Consider the following 17,403-nt stretch of genomic DNA (forward strand, 5'->3'; position numbering starts at 1 on the left):
GGGAAGTAGATTAGGGACTGTGCTATAAGGCACTCACCCCCGAGAGTGTCGGTGTGCCCGGTCCATGCTGGATAAGAAACAACTGAAGGTCCAAGGTCTTCGCTACGCGCGCTCGTTGCAGGTGGTGCTGCGCACGGTGATGATGCTGTCGATCGATCACCGCGTGGCGTCCGGCCCTCTGCAAAACAGTTTCGACTCCCTGAACAACCTGCTGAAGCAAATGGGACGCTTCACGCTGGGATTCGTCGAAAACCGGATCATGCTGAACAACCTGCTGACGACGGACGCGGGCCTGGCCCAACTGGAGAACGATTTCCTGAAGCGCGGTTACGGGGCGGTGACATTCGAGCCTGGGCTCACGCTGGCGCGCTACAAGACCGCCGTCGCGGTGCTGGCGACGAACCCGAAGCTGATCGAGGAGGCCGGCGGCGCGAAGAAATACCTGGAATCGAATCCGCTGGAGGGAGTACGCGTCTTCCCGGCGGGCAAGAACCAGGCGCGGACGGAGTCCGGAGACACCATCCTGGAAACCGAGGCCGAGACCTTCCTGGCGGCGAAGCAGAGCGAGCAAATGGCGATGGCGGGAGGCGGCGGCGGATACGGAGGGCTGGATGCGCTCAGCATGCTGCTGGAGTCGGCCTGCATGGAGCGGCCGGAAGGGTTCGGCGTAGGTGGCCCGAGCGACATCATGAAGCTGATCGGGCCGACGGTGGAAGCGGCGCTGGTGGACCGGCGCGGCGACCCGGAGAAATCGTGTATGGCGCTGGCGAAGATCCTGCAGGAAGTGTCGCCCGACATGGTGATGTCGGCATTCCCGGCGCATCGGCAAGCGGAACTGAAGGGAGCGCCAGCGGAGCAGGTGGCGGGAGAATTCGTCGAGGACACGGCCATCCAGTGGGCGGTACAGAAGCTGGCGACCGCACCCACCGGCCCGGAGGCGCTGGTGGTGGAAGAGGACGTGGTGCGCGTTCTGGTGCGCAGCCTGCAAGCGACGCGCATGGCGAACCGCATGGCCAACAAGCTGGCAACGTTCGTCAAGGAACACGTCTTCCCTCCGACGACGTACAAGAAGATCCAGGAAGAGTTGACGTGGGTGGGGCTTCCGTCCAAGCAGAAATACACCGAGCTGATGGCGCTGAAGCGGTTCGGAGTGGTCGAGTTCCGGCGGCTGATCGAACACTTGCGGGACCTGATGAAAGAGCAGGAACTGGAGAAGGCGAGCGAACTGGCCAAGCACTACTTCGATTCGCTCGATGGAGCCGAGCTCCATCCCGACGAATTGAGCCGGGGGCCGGAGCTGATCAACCTAATGGCGCGCGTGCGGACCGACTTCGCCGCCACCACGTCGGAACGGCTGTGCCGGGCACTGTTGCGGGAGGACGTCAACCAGTTCGTCCACTTCCAGCTGGCCAACAGCCTGGTGATCCTGTCGAAAAACGTCGCCACCTTTGAAGAATTCGACATCATCCAGAACATCGGGACAGCCATGGAGAAATCCATGGCGCGCGATCCGGGGCTGCACGTGAAATGCTGCTCCAACGGCCTGGCGGCGCTGTTGCCGCCGGTGGCGATGGAACGGACGATCGAGCTGCTGATGCAGAAACGCGACGACGCGGCCTGGGCGAAGACGGCCATGATGCTGATCCGCTGGAGCGGTACCCCCGCGGTGGAAAAGCTTTTTCAAATGCTGGAAAAGGAACAGATCGCGATCCACCGCATGGCCTTGCTGCGATTCATTGCACAGACGGGCAGTCTGGCGCTGGAGACGGCCCGGCGGCAACTCTCCCACGAGCGCTGGTACGTGGTGCGCAACGCGTGCAAGCTGCTGGGGGAGTTAAACGACCCGGACATCCTGCAATACCTCACCCCGGCGCTGCAACACGAGGACGAGCGGGTGCAGCAGGCCGCCCTGACGGCGCTGAACAAGAACCGCGTCTCCGGGCGCGGGCAGGTGATCGCGGAGAATCTTGCATTTTTCGGGCCCCACGTGCAGGAACAGGTCCTGGAAGAGCTGCTCTACCTCCGCGATCCGGCCACGCTCTCGGCGCTGGCGCAGTTCATCCTGGTTGAGGGGCGTGGGAAACTGACGACTTCGCAGAAGGCTGTCCAGGCCATCGCGGCCAATCCCGCGGAGCAGAGCCTGGAGCTGCTGGCCAATGTGTTGTGCGAGACCGAACTGGAAGTGGCCTTGCGCCGCACCGCGTTGAACGCGCTGCGAAACAATCCTTCGGAGATGGCACAGCGCCTGCTCGCAGATTTTCTCGCGCGCTTCCCGAACGACCCTCTGGCCGCCGACGGACAGCGGAAGGCGAAAACCGCGGCCAGCTGAGGACGTTCCCCTTCTTCCTTTCCCCGTCTGGAGCGCCTGCCGAGGCGCCGAACGCGGATTTCGGTGCTAAGATGACCAGTTCCCGCCAAGAAGCATGCGGAACAGCGCGCGAAGTGGGGCGCAGCGCTCCCGGAGGTGTCCGTGCACGAGGAAACCTTCCAGGCCATGCGCCAGAGCGTCCTGGACGGCGCCCCTGACCACGCGTTTGAGCTGGCGCAGCGCGCGCTCGAGCTCGGCATCGATCCCCTCGAAGCCATCAACGCAGGCTACGTGTCCGGCATGAATGCCGTGGGAGCGCAGTACGGGTGCGGGCAGATGTTCCTACCCGATTTGATGGCCTCGAGTGAGGCCATGAGCGCCGCCATGTCGGTGCTGGAACCCGCGCTGCGGAGGCTCGGAGGAGAGCGCCCGACGCGGGGCACGGTCGTGCTGGGAACCACCAAGGGCGATATCCACGAGATCGGAAAAAAGCTGGTGGGCACGCTGCTGGCCGCCAACGGCTTCCGGGTCCATGACCTTGGGGCAGACGTGGCCAGCGAGACCTTCGCTGCGAAGGCACAGGAGCTGAACGCCGACATCGTGGGCGTGTCCGCGCTGCTGACCACCACCATGGACGGGCAGAAGAAAGTGATCGAGGCGCTGGAACGCGCGGGCTTGCGGCCCCGGGTCAAGGTGATCGTTGGCGGTGCGCCGGTGAGCCATCAATGGGCCGAACAGATCGGCGCCGACGGTTATGGCAAGGACGCAATGAGCGCGGTCGCGTTGGCAAAGTCGCTGCTGCAAGTCGAGGAGCCCGCATGAGGCCAAGACTCGAGTTGCTGGAGCCGGCGATGGTGGAACGCATGCTCGCGGAAGCGTTCCAGCTGCTGATGGAGCCGGGCGTGCGCGTGGCGCCGTCGGCGGTGGAACTGCTGGGGTCGGCGGACGCGCGGGTCGAGGACGGCGTGGCGCACATCCCGGAAGGGCTCGCGCGTAACGCATTGGCGCACGCACCGCGGGAGTTCTGGCTGTATTCGCGTGACGGCAAGCCAGTGGTTCACTACGGCGGCGACGACGTCCATTTCGATCCCGGGTCGTCATGCCTGAACATCCTGGATGCGGAGACGTTACGGCCGCGGCCGGCGCTGGCCGCCGACCTGGTGCGCCTGGTGCAGGTCACCGAGATGCTGCCGCAGTTCGCCGCGCAGGCCACGGCGATGGTCTGCAACGATATACCCCAACAAGCCGGCGACTTTTACCGGCTCTTCCTGGTCCTGTGGTACTCGAGCAAGCCGGTGGTCACGGGTGCGTTCACGGCGGCTGGGCTGAAACCGATGCTGGAGCTGCTGGCCGTGGACGCTGGAGGCGCGGAGGCGCTAAGATCCGCGCCCCGCGCCGTTTTTGACGTGTGCCCATCGCCGCCGCTGAACTGGTCGGAATTCGCCGCGGACAACCTGGTGGAGCTGGCGCGGGCGGGCGTGCCGGTGGAGATCGTCTCCATGCCGCTGGCGGGCGCCACCGCACCGGTGACGCTGGCGGGGTCGGTGGTGCAGCACGCGGCGGAATGCATCAGCGGCATCACTCTCCACCAGCTCGCCAGCCCGGGCGCTCCGATCGTATGGGGCGGCGCGCCGGCGATCTTCGACATGCGCACGGGCACGACCCCGATGGGCGCGATCGAGACCGCCATGCTGGATATGGCGTGCGCGCAGGTGGGCAAGCATCTCGGCCTGCCCACCCACGCCTACCTGGTCGCCGGGGACGGGAAGCTGGTGGACGCGCAGGCGGGTATGGAAAGCGGAATCTCCTGCGTGCTGGGCGCGCTGGCCGGCATCAACATGATCTCCGGCGCGGGCATGCTCGACTTCCTCGCCTGCCACAGTATCGAGAAGCTGGTGATCGACGCCGAGGCCATCGCCTCCGCACAGAGGCTGTTGTGCGGGATCGAGGCGCGGGGCGAGACCCTGGCGACCGCCATGTTCGCCCAGGCAGGCCTGAGCGGCGACTTCCTGAAACTCAAGGAGACACGCGCGCTGTTCCGGGCCGAGCAGCACTTTCCTTCGGCGGTGATCGAGCGCGGAGGCCCGCAGAGCTCAGGGATGACAGACACGTTCGAGCGGGCCCGCCGACGCGTCACGGAGCTCCTCTCGAGATATCATCGGCCGAATATCCGACCGGAAGTGGAGTGCGAAATGCGGCAGCTAGCGGAGAAGGAATTATGGCGCTGCGGACGCGATTCGCTGATCGGAGTTTAGGAGCCGTCTGTCAGTGCAAGCGGACCGAGCGGCGCCACTTGGCGTGCACCCAGATCAGGGCGCCGATGGCGCACACCTCCAAGGGCCCCCTCGTCTCCCACAGAGCATTGAGATTCGGCAGATGCGACGTGAAGACCTGGACTCCCCACATGATGCCGCCGGAAGCGCACAGCAAGCCGAGCTGCTCCTCGAAGCGGAGCCCACTCGTTGCCGATGGCGCAGAAACAGATTCGACGGGCGCATACGCCACCCGCCGTTTATCGGTGTAGCCTTCCCGCTCATGACCCCACACATCCCTGTGCACGACGGTCTTTGTAACCATAGGGACTAGTCTGCTCCAGAATCCGGGATCTGTGCAGATTACGAAGGGCGCAGAAGGCAGGGAAAACCGGCCATCGGCCCTTGGAGAAAGACGCCCAGGAGAGAGTTACTTCAGGCTGGATTTATGCGCAGGATCAGTGGCCTTGATGCTTCGCTGGATCCGCCGCAGCTGACGCTTGATCGAGGCGAGCAGACTGCGATTCGGAGCCGTGTCGAGCGGCGATTGGCTCTTCGATGTCCGCGGTGAAGTCATGATGTTGTCGTGGAGCGATCCGCCGTTCCCTCTCCCTGTGCGCGGCTGATCGCCCACTGGAGTCGTTTACGGGGGTCCATCTTGGGATGGCGTTTCCTGAGCCAGATGAGCCGGCGCTCGGTTACCGTGCGCGCCCATGCTGGAGCAGGATCCTTCTCCAGGCCAATCGTAGGCTTCTGGTCGGTCATTTGGCTGGGACGCTCTCCACTGCTGCCTTAATCTTCGTATACTCATTGCAAAGGCAGATCTTGCATGGACCATACCGGATCATCCCCAGGGACGCTCGATGGTCTCTCTTGTCGTGCCCACACTTACAGCTCGCAGTGATCATATCTCCTCGATCGCACTTCGATTTAGAAAAGGCGCCTCACGCTGGAAACTATACATCGCGGCAGTGAGTGTTCAGCAAGGTTCCGAGCCCCTGAGTCCTACCGAGGGACCGACGCGGCCTCCGCGGGGAACTCTCCATCCTCTGAAGCAGTCAGTCCGGAGCGATCACAGTAGCCAAACCCAGTAGCGCATGCCGTGTAATTGCGATGATGCTCGCTCACCGCTAGCGCGCCCGCTTCGGCCTGAGTCAGTTGAGAGTAGTCGCACGATGCCGAGCCGCTCCTACACTGGGAGAGATTACGATCGTGCTTAGCGCGGGCGACCGCGCCCGCCTCCCGCCTCGATAGTAGCGAATAATCACAGGATGTCCCATCCCGACAATCCGACAGGCTGCGCTGGTGCGCGGCGGCGACGACAGCGGCCGCTTCCTGCTGCGTCAGCTGGGAGCGGTCGCAAGATTTCCAGCCATACCCACAATCGGAGGCGTTGCGCTCGTGCGCAGCAAAGGCGGCTGCGCGTGCCTCCGCTGGGGTCAGTCTAGAGCTGTCGCAGGGCCTGATTCCTTCCCCACAGTCGAAGACGTTTCGCTGGCGTTCCATGGCCGCGACAGCCCTGGCATCCCGAGGGGTCAGGTTGGAGCGATTGCAAGATTTCCAGCCATTCTCACATTCGGTCATGTTGCGCTGGTAATCGGCGGTGGCCAGAGCGTTGATCTCCCGTTGGGTGAGCTGGGAGCGGTCGCAAGACTGCAACCCCTGCCGGCAAGCGGAAACGTTGCGCAGATGCCCGGCGAGCGTTGGGTCGCAGGGTTTAGAGGATGTTGCGCAGGTCGACAGAATCGGGTCGTCCGCGGACGACTGCGCGAATGCAAGGACCGGCAGAAGGCTCAGGCAGATCGCCAGCACCCATAAAGTCTTCCGCGCGTTGATCTCCGACGGAAATATCACATTGTGTCGGGGCAAGCGTTCCTCCTTAACAGTCGCTGCGATGTCGCATCAGCCTGAATCTCCAACTGTCTGCGCCGGTTGAAATCAAGAAGGTACAGCATCCAAGAAACGCAGCCGTCGGCCCGAGCTTCAGTGAGGTTGAGTCTCTTAGCAATGTCGGCATCACTGAAGCCCTTACCCACCGGACGGTAGACTGGGCGGAGGATACCTGTTCTTTCCCGGAACACATGCATGGTCGTTCCTGCTTTCGTTTGCTTCGGACTCCGATTCCCGGCCGCTAAAGTTTCGCGCGATAGTCAGCGAGCTTTCATCCCATTACCCTCCGCCATAATTGTGCGAAAGGTTCGATCAGCAATTCGTAGAGCAGCGTTCTCAATGGATGGCGCATAATCCGCAGAACCACTCGTAAGGAGCAGCCTCCCAAAATTCAATCACCCAGGTCCGCAGAATCAACCTACGACCCGGATTAGCCTACAGACCACGCCGCAGCCGCGATCGTCCGGCTTCGTTGCTTGAGCGGTTCCAGCATGTTGCTTCGCTGGAAGTGCCTGGAGTGGGCAGTCACGCGCACATAGGGTATCCCCAGGAAACGGCTCACGATAACTTCCGAGACCTCCAGGCAATTAAAGCCGGAATACTTTACCTTGGCGAAGATCCGCCGCATTGCTCTGCGAAGCGTACCTTCCGTCCCAGAGCCGAGCATGTATGCCTGAACCGTGCCCTTGATGAAAAAAAAGCTCCAGCCGGCGCGGCGAGCGTCCCGGTCGAGAGTGTGTGCGTCTGAATTGCCGATGAGCCGCCAGGCCTTCCAGTATGGCTTGAGGTGGAGGGGAAACGACTCCGGCATGAGGGTGCCCGAGAGCATCAGCACACTGCGTACCTTAAGGCCGTTCATGGCAGGAGGATTCATAGCGACTCGCTTCCTGGAGTGCGATCGGTGATGGAAGCGATGGAAAATCGAGGTTGCGAGCGAAGGGCAAACACAGACAGCAGGAAGAGCGCGAGCGACACCGTGCCCACGCCAAGGAAGACTGTCCGCGAAAGGCCCGGCGGGATTACCGGGTTGAAGAGCGCGGCAACAACCATGAACACGATCGCGAATCCAGCTTTTCCGATCTGGAATGACTGCACGACCACCAGGATCGCCGCTGCGCACACGACGAATTGCAGCGTCAAAGCGTACCCGGCGGACGGACGCCACAACAGGGCGCCGAGCAGCGTCATGACGGATACCCACTTCATGATCTTGGTGAGCAATGGAACCTCGATTCCGCCGATCCCAGGGTGAGCCGGGGCAGCTCCTGCCGCCCCACGCTGACCCGAGTGACACGTCCGGCTAGGCCGCTGCTACGACCGTGAGCTTATGCAGGGTGGAGTTGGTGACCTTGGTCAGGCGCACTTTCGGCGCTCCATCGAGCACTTTCTCCAGGCTTTTCAGCACGTCAGGGTAGGCGGCAACGTTGTAGGCCTCGGCTTGCTCTTTGGTCTCCCAGATGCTGATTGCGGTCACGTGCATGCCGTCCTCTGAAGCCAGGGTGATCTCATCGCGGAAACCCGCCTGCTTGCGCAGGATGGGCAGGACATCCTTGTCGAATGTCTGGGTGAACTGGCTGAGAGAATTCGGTTTCAGACGGACGGATACGTTGCGAGCAAACATTTCAACCTCCTAAAGGTTGGCCGTGCAGGCTAAGGCGGGAGGACTTCAGAGAGACTGACTTAGTTCAGAGAATCTGAAAGAGGAGGGAAACTGCTCGCTCTTTATCAAGGTTAGGCTCATTTCCCAGGAATGTCAATGTCGGCCAGCGAACGCTGATTGGGCAACGCCTTACGCAGTACTCAGTTGCAGGCCACAACCCAGCTCATCCGGACTTTCCGGTAGCCGCACGCACGGTCCGCGCAGCGGCCTGGTTCACGTCCTCGCGCGTCCCTTTGGTCTCGGATTCCTCGGGTAGGGCATCATCCCGCTTCTCAACCCGCTCCGTGCTGCGCTGTAACTTATCCGCCTTGGTGCGTTTCTTTGCCATGTCCACAGCTTACGCCCGCCAAGTGAACGGCGCTACTCATGTGGATCTCTAACTTCACCTCTACCCAGCGTTCCCGGATATTGACAGCACGAAGGCATAAGCCTACCGTGGGAGTTGAGCGAGCTTCTCTACTCACTCATTCAGATCTCCTGAACTAAGTCAGCCCATCTGAAATCCTCCCACCTTAGTAAGGCCGAAGACGCTTGTTCGGTCAGAAGGTGACGCGCATGTCAAAACGACGCGGGAACCCATCTTGGGGCAAACCCGACCCAATCAGGGCGCCGGTGACCAGAAGTGATTTCGAGTACATGGTGAAGGTGCTCGAGCTCTCTCCGGAGCAATATCTGGACTCGACCCCACTAAGAGAATGGGTCCTGAAGAACAAAGACCTAAAGTATGTCCCGCCGGAGCTGCTGATGGCGTGGGGATTCACGGCGAAGAGCGAGGTCTGACGTACACTCCCGCTGTTGGCAGCGGCAACGCAATCGCGCCACACATCTCGGCGAGCCCCTGGCGACGATGTTGCGAAGGGTCCAACGAAGCACTAAGTCCGAGACGATCAGGGTAGGGAGGAAACTTGCTCCTAAGCTCCCGCGCTTACCAGCGAGGCTCGCGCGGCTGGCGCGCATGTCCGCGATAGTCGTCCCGACCGCCGCTCCGGGAGCCGCTGCGCGAACCGCCGCCGCCGCTGCGCTCTGTCTTGGGTCGCGCCTCGTTCACGGTGAGCGGGCGCCCGCCCGAGTCCTTGCCGTTCAGCCCGGTAATAGCGGCTGCTGCCTCAGCATCGTTCGTCATTTCGACGAAGCCGAAGCCGCGCGACCGGCCGGTATCACGATCGGTGACGAGCGAAACGCTTTCCACCGCGCCGTAAGCCGTGAACATCTCACGAATCTCGGCTTCAGTAGCGGAAAACGCCAGATTGCCAACGTAAAGTTTCTTCACAGGAAAGTCCTTCCGAAGATTCCACAAAGCTGGAATCGTTTCTGAGAAGCCCGCGTGTCGCAAGCTGTCTCGGGTCAAGGTTTACGAGCCGCCTAGAATGTGTCCGGCGAGCTCGGACGCTTACGAACTCTGGTCTTCGCTGGGGACGAAGGCAGGGATCTCCGTAGCGATGTCGTCGTTATGGCCGGCGGCCTTTTCCAGCTTGCGCTGCTGTTTGCGCTCGGCCTTTAAGCGCTGTTTCTCTTTTCGAGCTTGCTCTTTCTGACGCTTGTTGAACGTGGGACGAGAACTCATGCTGCGGACCTCCGGCGGGGCTCCAATGGTGCTAAGAACGTTGAAGGGATGAATGCCGGTCTAGGACGAGAGCTAAGCGTGTGGGGTCCGACTTTCCGTCTGGTCGCGCAGAGAACGCCATGCCGTAGCGCGCAACAGTGCGAAAGGAGACACTTTCAGTATACGCGAGAACCAGGAGCCGCCGGGGAAATTCACCCGCGGAGTAACGGCTCCAGGTCCATTACCGTACGTCGATCAGGCGAAAACCTCGCCGGGCATGGGCTGCAAGGTCCGGCCCAGCAGCGTGTTCCGGGGCCTGGAAGACCTCTGGGCCGAGATGTCGCCGCTGATCTCCTTGCGCTCCAGCCGGAGCTTCAGAACCCGCTCGATGGTGCGCAGCTCGATCACCTCCGCAGCAGATACCAGCGTCGAAGCGCGGCCACGCGCGCCAGCACGGCCGCAACGACCGACGCGGTGAATGAAATCTTCCGGCAATGTCGGCAGGTCGTAGTTGATGACGTGGGCGACGTCCTCGATATCCAGTCCGCGCGAAGCCACGTCGGTGGCGACCAGCACCTTGAATCGTCCCTGCTCGAAGCCATTCAGCGCTCCCGTGCGTTGTGACTGGGAGCGATCGCCGTGGATCATGGCAGCGAGGAACCCATCGCGAATCAAATGCTTGGTCAAGCGTTCCGTACCGCGCTTGGTGCGGGCGAACACCAGCGTGCGGCCCTCTTCGGCACGGAGTAGGTGACTGAGGGTGTCAAATTTATCGGCAGTGTTCACCTCGAACGCGTGCAGTTCAACGCTTTCAGCGGGCTTGAGTGTCGATCCCAGGGCGATCCGGACCGGGTCGCGAAGGTAATCGTTCACCAGACCGGCAACTGAGGCCTCCAGGGTCGCGGAGAAGCACATCGTCTGCCGCGCCGTCGGCACAGCCGCCACAATACGGCGGATCGAAGGCAGAAATCCCATGTCCAGCATGCGGTCGGCTTCATCCAGAACCAGCACGTTGACGTGGCGCAGGGTCGCGAGCTTGCGCCCGAGGAAATCTTCCAGTCGGCCGGGAGTTGCCACCAGCACGCGCGCGCCTGAACGCAGCTCCTGTAACTGGCGGTGCTCCGGCAGTCCGCCGATCGCCAGTGCGGCCGGGGGCATGGATCCACCTCGGAAGAGCTCAAATTGTGAGTGCACTTGCATGGCAAGCTCGCGCGTAGGCACGAGCACCAGCACTTCAACACCGCAGGGCTTGCGCTTCATCAGGCCCTCGATGATGGGGACGACGAAGGCGAGAGTCTTACCGGTGCCCGTAGGCGCCGTGGCCATCAGGTCAGTCCCAGCCAGTGCATGCGGGATCGCCGCTGTCTGAATGGGTGTGGGAATGCAGAAATTGGCATCGGCCAGTCTCTTCTGCATTGCGGCAGAGAGTGGCATTTCGGAGAAATTCATCATTCGAATCGTAAGCTTTCTGGAGAGGCGTCTCGCGAGACGCACTCAGCATGCGATTCGCGACGGTACAAAGGAAGCCGCTCAGGTAAATTGGCGCTGGAACGAACGGAGAGCAGGAAGACTTAGGAGGGGCCAGACCGGATGGTTCGATCGGACTGCCGCACCACAAGCGAACCGTGGCTACTAGCGTCAACGTCAGTATAGCACTTGAGGGGGAAGGCTACCTAATCCAGGCATGTCCAACTGTTGTGGGAGTACCTGGTTAACAAACCCTTTCAAACCTTCGGGCAAACCGGGAGATTTCAAGAAGTCCTTCAGAATCTTGGCGTCCCCGGCGGGATTTGAACCCGCGTTACCGCCGTGAAAGGGCGATGTCCTGGGCCGGGCTAGACGACGGGGACGCTCTGCGTGGCAGGATTGTCGTATGGCGAACTTCTACTGTACCAGTGCGCGCGAAACAGTGTCAAAGCGCGTGTTCGGACAGGGGAGGGCGCCAGTGACCACGGGTGCGCGGCTCTGTACAATGTCGGTACGCCATGGCCGACTCGCTGTATCTCAGCCTCTGGTTTCCCAGCTTCACCGAGCGCGAAGTGTTGCCGCGCGTGCTCTCCGTGATGAAGCAGTTTCCATATTCCTTGGAGTTTCCCGGAATCGGGCACCTCGCGGTGCACCCGGTAGGATGGGATCAGCCCATCATATTCGAGGAAAGCTTCGACTATCGCGCCGATCCGGAGCGCGCCGCGGCGCTGGCAGGGGAGTTCCTGCACGAGGACTATGCCTACGAATTCGAGGCCTTGTGGGACCTTTGGACCCCGAGTGAGGAGCACGGAGAGGTGTGGATCGACCGGCCCTCGCCGGTGAGCCTGGTGGCCAGCGGCCTGGGCTTCGACGAGGGCTCCTACCGCGAGAACGGGCACATTCGGGTGGATTTCGGGCTCGATACGCCATTCCTATTCGAGGACCTCCCGCTCACCTCGCAGGCCGAGGCACGGGTGAAGGCCAACGTGCAGAAGCTCGTCGGATTCACCGCCGCAGTGGAGAGAAATTGCGGGATCTCAGGGCGCCTGCTGTGGTCGGAGTCGGAAGAGAATCTGGCGCAGAAGCTGATCGCGCGACTACAGCGCGTGCAGTGACGCCGCGGGTTCCGGCCAGTCTGCGCCGCCGCCGGAAGGCGCCGCTTCGTCCTATAATCGAGCTATGGCCCGCGGATGGGAGAGCAAGTCGGTCGAAGCCCAGATGGAATCCGCCGAGGACAAGCCAGCCGCCGCACACGGCGCCATGACGCCGGAGCAGATCGTGCGGCACCGGCAACGAGAGTCGCTGCAGCTGGCGCGTGCGCGCGTCGTCCAGCAACTGGAGATCGCCCGCGAACCCCGCTACATCAAGCTGCTCAACGATGCCCTGGAAGATCTGAACGCCCGCCTGTCGCGGATGAAGTAAGCCGCAACGAATCGACCTCCTCACAAACACAGAAGAAAAAGCCCCGGCATTTCTGCCGGGGCGGAGATTCAGTTTGAGATTACTGGGTAACCGTCACCGTCGCGGTGATGCAGGGCCCCGTGCCGTTGATGTTGCAGGGCGCCACCGCCGCGCCGAAGTTGGTGTTGACCTGCAGCACATACGTCCCGGGCTGAGTCCCGCTGCCACCCTGCGGGGGAGGCGTGAGACCAGTGCCGCCGCAACCCGCCAACAGGACGGCGAGCAGCAGGAAGCCGGCGCCCCACCACAGGAGGGTGCGGCGCTTGCTCTTCCGCGAACCAAGCAGCACCATGCCGAAGATTCCCGCGAACGCCGGTAGCAGGAGCGCCAGTTGCATCAGACCATTGCGTCCCGGCCGCGGCGGCGCCGTCTGCATGGCGACGTGGGCGAAGGACTGGACGATCATGTGGACCTGGTGGATGTTCAGCACGTCAGGTACTGAGGTGGGGTTGAAGGTGCAGGTCAGGCCAGACGCCGCCGGACCCGACAGGATGGTGCATCCCGTGAACTGCACCGCGTTGGGGAAGGGTGGGGCGTTCGGGTTGGGTGACACCGTGATGAGAATGTCCACGGACTGACCTGCTTTGATCAGCGACTGCGGGGGCGACGCCGAGCCGTTAAAGACGGCCCCCGCGGTGGTCGGCGTGGTGATACTGCTGTGGATTACGACCGCCGCCGCTCCGCCTGCATCAGCGACCGTGATGGTAACGGAGAACAACTGGCCGAGAGTCGCGTAGGTATGGCTGCCCCTCACCTGGAAGTTGCCGCCGCCCAAAGGAACGAATGAGATGTTCGCGCTGGGAGCAGTATCGGTGTTGCCGTCACCCCAGTTGATGGTGCTGCCGGCGTTATTGAAGTCGGCCGCAGTCGCGTTCGGGTTGCCATCGTGGAAGGTGCCAAGCACCACGTTGGTCACGGTCAGGCCCGGAGGCGTGAGGATCACACCGACCGGATTCGACAACGGCGCGTCGTTCACTAGCGCGGACGTGCTGTTGAAGTTGGGGATGGCGCTGGGGGTGCCCTCGTCATTGACGGTCACATGGATCTGGCAGGTCGCCGGCGCCCCAGCCACGCAGAACGGCCCTGCAGCGTCCAGGCCGCCTTCGGCGTAGGTGTGCGTGCCAGTGACGGTGAAGGGTCCACCCAGGTTTCCGGTGACGGTGCCAACGCTGGGTGCGGTGCCGTCACCCCAGTCGATGGTGGCGGTGAAGTCGCAGCCTGCGCCCGGACAAGCCGGTGAGCCGGTGTTGGCGTCGGTGAAGGTGAGCACGGTCACGTTGGTGAGAGCGGTGCCCTCATTGACCGGGCCCAGCCCCGCCACCGCCGACGGCGTCAGTAGAGCATCCGCGATGGTCGCGGTGCCGCCGTTGACGTTCAGTAAGCTTCCGTCGACGTTGTCCTTGACGGTGACGCCGAGCGGGCAGCTTGCCGCCCCGCAGGCGATCGGGTTCTCTTCGGCGTACTTGTGGTTGCCCTGCACCTGGAAGTTTCCGCCGCCGAGCGACACGATGGAGAGATTGGCACTGGGGGCGTTGTCCGTGTTCCCGTCACCCCAGTTGACACTGGTGCCGGCTGCGTTGAAGTCGCCGGCCACAGCGCCCGCGCGATTCGAGGTGAAGGTCGCGACCACCTGGTTGGTGAACGCGACACCTTCGGTCGGGGTGATGGCCTGCGGACCGGGATTGCTCATGCTTGTGACCACGGCCGCAGTGCCCGGAGTCGGGCCTAGCGGCGCAGCGCCGCCCTTATCTATGACCGTCACCGTGACGGGGGTCAACTGCGTCCCCGCCTTGATGAACATGTGGTTGGCCACGACCTTGAAGTCGCCGGCCGGCCCGTTAGTCTGCACCAGCGCGCAAGGTGCCGGGCAGTTGGTCGTCTGGGTGTCACCCCAGGCGATGTCGATGGTGAAGTCCGTAGTCGGAGCACCGGTATTGCTGTCCTGGAACGCGGCCAGAGTGCCATTCCACGTATCCACGTTGGCCAGCAGGGTGTTGCCGGGACCCGTTGCGCAGCCTGGAGGATTACACGTCGCGCCGGTGACCGGGAGAACCGCCAGGCTGCCCACGACCAATGGCGCGTCGTTCACGGTGATCGCGCCGGAGCCGGTCACCGTCTGGGAGGAGTCGATGTCCACCACCTTGATACGCACGGTGAAGGAACCCTCTTCCACATAGGTGTGAGTGTCGTCCACAGTGAAGGCGCCGGTGTTGCCGTTCACGTTGGTGGCAGGGACAAAGGCGCAGGGGCCGCCGCAATCACCCCAATCGATGGTGACCGTGTAGGCGGCCGTCGTGGTCAGCGTGTTCTCGTCGGTGAAGCTGCCGATGTTGCCGATCGAGGCCGCTCCTTCGGTAGCTGTCACGGCGCCGTTCACAGTCACGGTTATCAGGCCATCGGCCACATTGGCGGTGCTGTTCACAGTCGCAACGCTCGAGTCGACGTTGTCCGTGATCCCGATGACGACCGGCGTGAAGGTGCCCTCGTCCGGATACTTGTGGGCCGAGGCATTTGTGACGACGGAGAAATTGGGGAAGACGCCCGTGACCGTTTCGGTCTCCGATGCACCGTCGCCCCAGTTCTGGACGACACCGGAGAAATCCCCTTGGACCGCGCCGGCACGGCCGGAAATGAATGTGGCCAGTGTGACTCCGTTGGCCATCGGCTTGCCTTCGATCGCGGCGAAGGTCACCGGCGTCGCCGTGATGGAGGTGATGTTGGCGTGGATCGTGACCTGGATCGGCGCCGACGGCGACTGGGTCGCCTCGCTGTCGGTGATGGTGGTCGTGATCGCGAAATTGCCGACAGCGTTATAGGTGTGCGTGCCCGCGACGACGAAGGGGCCACCCTGCGGCCCGGTCACAGTAGCGCACGGGGCAGCGCAGTTGTCCACCGGGCTACCGTCGCCCCAGTCGATGCTGGTGCTGAAGTCGGTGTTGAATGCCGTGGTGTTGGCGTCCGTGAAGTTCGCGACGGTCACGCCGGTATAGGTGTGCGGCGAAGCGGCGTTCGGGAGATCCGGGGTCGCGGCCGGGCTGAGCGGGGCATCCGCTACAGTCGCCGAACTGGTCGCATTGATGGACTGGCTGTCCGTCGTGTTGGTGAGCGTGAGATTGATAATCTTCGCGCCTTCCGCACCCGGATCTGCGTAGGTGTGAGGCGTGGTCGAAGCATCGACGACGCAGACCGGAGGAGCGGCACAGGTGACATTCTCCGCATCGGAAACGGCCCCATCGCCCCAGTTGGTGACGGTGGCCGTGAAGTGTGCGGGGTTGGCGTCGTTGTCGTACTGGAAGGTGAAGATGGACGTTGGCGGCGGCGGGAAGGCCACGCCTTCCTGCGCGCTGACGGGTACAGCAGTCATTTTGAAGAACGGGGTGCCAAGCAGGATGAACGCTTGGGCTGCGCTGGCATCGGCTATAACCACGTCGGCGCGGCCGTCCAGGGCAAGGTTCGGAGGCTTGCCAACGTCGCCAACGGCGATTGCGACCGGGTTGGTTCCGCCGCCGGTCGGGAAATTCACGGACGGTGGGGCAAATACCCCGGAGCCGTTATTGAAGAGGATGTCGGCGCCATCGGAGGCGGAGACGACGATGTCGTTCTTGCCGTCCGAATTGAAGTCACCGAGGATGATGCCCGTGGGTGCTCCGGAAACCGCGGTGTTGGCCGCGGCAGCGGGGAAGACGCCCGCGCCGTTGTTCAGGAGCACGCTGACGTCCGAACTGAGTGTGTTCGCGACCACCAGGTCGAGTGAGCCGCTCGGGCCCACGAAGCCCGCTGCGATCGCGATCGGCCCAGTCCCAACGGTCGACGTCGCCGCCGCCGCGAAGGTCACGTCGAGAAGATCGGGGAAGACCGTGGTGTTGGTGAGGATGGTTACCGTGCCGCCGCCAGAGTTGGCTACGGCAACGTCGGGCTCGAGGTCACCATTGAAATCGGATACGACCAGAGCGGCGGGAATCGAGCCCACGGCATAGGGAGTGCTGGCGGTAGGCGTCAGCGCCAGAGCGGGGATGCCATTGCCGAGCAGGATGTCGACCTGATCGTTGGCGCCATCGGCCACGATCACGTCAGGGAATCCGTCGCCGTTCATGTCCGCAACGGCCACCGCCAGTGGACTGGGACTTCCACCGGGAAGGGCATAGGGCCCAAGAGTAGTGAATGGGGAGCCGAAAGCACCGTTGTTCTGTAGGACAGTGATGTTGCCGCTGCCGGCGTTCGCCACCACGATGTCGGGGTTTGCGGCGCCGGTCAGGGAACCTGCCGCCAACGCAATCGGGTTTGCGCCCACTCCTATGGTCTGCTTCAGCGTGAAGCCGCCCAAGCCATTGCCTTGATAGATGTCGACCTGATTGGCGGGCGCGCCTTCCGCCACCACGAGATCGAGCTTGCCGTCGCCGTCCAGGTCGACCAATAACACGGCGCTCCCCTTCGCGCTGGTGGCGAGGGGCGACGCCGAGGACGGAGTCAATCCGCCGGCCCAAACGGCGGGAACGGCGATCAATCCAAGGATGACGATGAAAATCGCGGAAACAATGAGGCGGGTCCGGCTCATGGTGGCATTCCTCCCTGACATCCATCCAGCTACTCTGGATATGCGCACTGCAGCTTCCTCGGTGAAGCGGTCTTAAGAATCTCGTTTAAACGCCCGACTGCTTGACTCGTCTCAGTTCACAGCCAACAAAGCGCGCCTCCTCGGAGGAGGAGAGACATAGGCGCGACTGGGGGAGTGCACGTGGCAGGGCCTGAAATGCTATTTTTGTTGGCCTGCCACAGTCAAGCACCTAGGGCCCGTTGCCGGTGCCTTTGGTAACCTGGCTTG

15 protein-coding genes and 1 tRNA gene are annotated in these 17,403 nt (G+C 62.8%); 6 read left to right on the plus strand and 10 right to left on the minus strand.

From position 1 onward, the window contains the following. The first annotated feature begins 64 nt into the window (after positions 1-64). The 3 genes from LAN37_10080 (at position 65) to LAN37_10090 (ending at position 4,563) form a co-directional block, all read left to right on the plus strand. Positions 65-2,329 carry a HEAT repeat domain-containing protein gene (locus LAN37_10080; GenBank protein MBZ5647559.1) on the plus strand — a complete coding sequence of 755 codons (2,265 nt, stop codon included), beginning with the start codon at positions 65-67 and terminating at the stop codon, positions 2,327-2,329. A 141-nt stretch (positions 2,330-2,470) separates the two neighbouring features. Further along, positions 2,471-3,130, plus strand: a complete 660-nt coding sequence (locus LAN37_10085) for a corrinoid protein (protein MBZ5647560.1) — start codon at positions 2,471-2,473, stop codon at positions 3,128-3,130. Further along, positions 3,127-4,563, plus strand: coding sequence for a trimethylamine methyltransferase family protein (locus tag LAN37_10090; protein MBZ5647561.1), 1,437 nt, complete (start codon positions 3,127-3,129; stop codon positions 4,561-4,563). The genes LAN37_10085 and LAN37_10090 overlap by 4 nt, the downstream gene beginning before the upstream one ends. A gap of 10 nt (positions 4,564-4,573) precedes the next feature. Here LAN37_10090 and LAN37_10095 read toward each other — a convergent pair whose 3' ends face one another. The 5 genes from LAN37_10095 to LAN37_10115 all read right to left on the minus strand — a co-directional run bounded on the left by LAN37_10095 (position 4,574) and on the right by LAN37_10115 (position 8,438). Further along, a complete protein-coding gene (locus LAN37_10095) occupies positions 4,574-4,885 on the minus strand; it encodes a hypothetical protein (protein MBZ5647562.1) in 312 nt (103 codons plus the stop codon). 1,995 nt (positions 4,886-6,880) lie between these two features. After that, complete coding sequence (locus LAN37_10100; GenBank protein ID MBZ5647563.1) at positions 6,881-7,309, minus strand: hypothetical protein; 429 nt, start codon at positions 7,307-7,309, stop codon at positions 6,881-6,883. A gap of 11 nt (positions 7,310-7,320) precedes the next feature. Continuing rightward, positions 7,321-7,671, minus strand: a complete 351-nt coding sequence (locus tag LAN37_10105) for a hypothetical protein (GenBank protein MBZ5647564.1) — start codon at positions 7,669-7,671, stop codon at positions 7,321-7,323. A 79-nt stretch (positions 7,672-7,750) separates the two neighbouring features. Next, complete coding sequence (locus LAN37_10110) at positions 7,751-8,071, minus strand: hypothetical protein (protein ID MBZ5647565.1); 321 nt, start codon at positions 8,069-8,071, stop codon at positions 7,751-7,753. Between the two features lie 202 nt (positions 8,072-8,273). After that, positions 8,274-8,438, minus strand: a complete 165-nt coding sequence (locus LAN37_10115; GenBank protein MBZ5647566.1) for a hypothetical protein — start codon at positions 8,436-8,438, stop codon at positions 8,274-8,276. 227 nt (positions 8,439-8,665) lie between these two features. On the opposite strand from LAN37_10115, the gene LAN37_10120 reads away from it, so the two are divergent. After that, the gene (locus LAN37_10120; protein MBZ5647567.1) at positions 8,666-8,890 is read left to right on the plus strand and encodes a hypothetical protein; all 225 of its coding nucleotides are present in this window, start codon (positions 8,666-8,668) and stop codon (positions 8,888-8,890) included. Positions 8,891-9,035: 145 nt separating this feature from the next. Here LAN37_10120 and LAN37_10125 read toward each other — a convergent pair whose 3' ends face one another. From LAN37_10125 to LAN37_10140, 4 genes are all read right to left on the minus strand, one after another. After that, positions 9,036-9,380: an RNA-binding protein gene (locus LAN37_10125; GenBank protein ID MBZ5647568.1), complete on the minus strand. Its 345-nt coding sequence runs from the start codon at positions 9,378-9,380 to the stop codon at positions 9,036-9,038. 120 nt (positions 9,381-9,500) lie between these two features. After that, complete coding sequence (locus LAN37_10130) at positions 9,501-9,674, minus strand: hypothetical protein (protein ID MBZ5647569.1); 174 nt, start codon at positions 9,672-9,674, stop codon at positions 9,501-9,503. A gap of 234 nt (positions 9,675-9,908) precedes the next feature. Continuing rightward, on the minus strand, positions 9,909-11,069 hold the full coding sequence (locus tag LAN37_10135) for a DEAD/DEAH box helicase (protein ID MBZ5647570.1): 1,161 nt from the start codon (positions 11,067-11,069) through the stop codon (positions 9,909-9,911). A gap of 356 nt (positions 11,070-11,425) precedes the next feature. After that, positions 11,426-11,503: transfer RNA gene (locus LAN37_10140), tRNA-Glu, on the minus strand. A 135-nt stretch (positions 11,504-11,638) separates the two neighbouring features. Between LAN37_10140 and LAN37_10145 the strand changes: the two genes are divergently transcribed. Both LAN37_10145 and LAN37_10150 read left to right on the plus strand, forming a co-directional pair. Next, complete coding sequence (locus tag LAN37_10145) at positions 11,639-12,235, plus strand: hypothetical protein (protein ID MBZ5647571.1); 597 nt, start codon at positions 11,639-11,641, stop codon at positions 12,233-12,235. A gap of 64 nt (positions 12,236-12,299) precedes the next feature. After that, positions 12,300-12,542: a hypothetical protein gene (locus LAN37_10150; protein MBZ5647572.1), complete on the plus strand. Its 243-nt coding sequence runs from the start codon at positions 12,300-12,302 to the stop codon at positions 12,540-12,542. Between the two features lie 79 nt (positions 12,543-12,621). Here the strand turns inward: LAN37_10150 and LAN37_10155 are convergent, their stop codons facing one another. Beyond that, complete coding sequence (locus LAN37_10155; GenBank protein ID MBZ5647573.1) at positions 12,622-17,136, minus strand: VCBS repeat-containing protein; 4,515 nt, start codon at positions 17,134-17,136, stop codon at positions 12,622-12,624. Positions 17,137-17,403: the final 267 nt, after the last annotated feature.

Source organism: Terriglobia bacterium (assembly GCA_020073495.1).
GTDB lineage: Bacteria > Acidobacteriota > Terriglobia > Terriglobales > Acidobacteriaceae > JAIQFD01.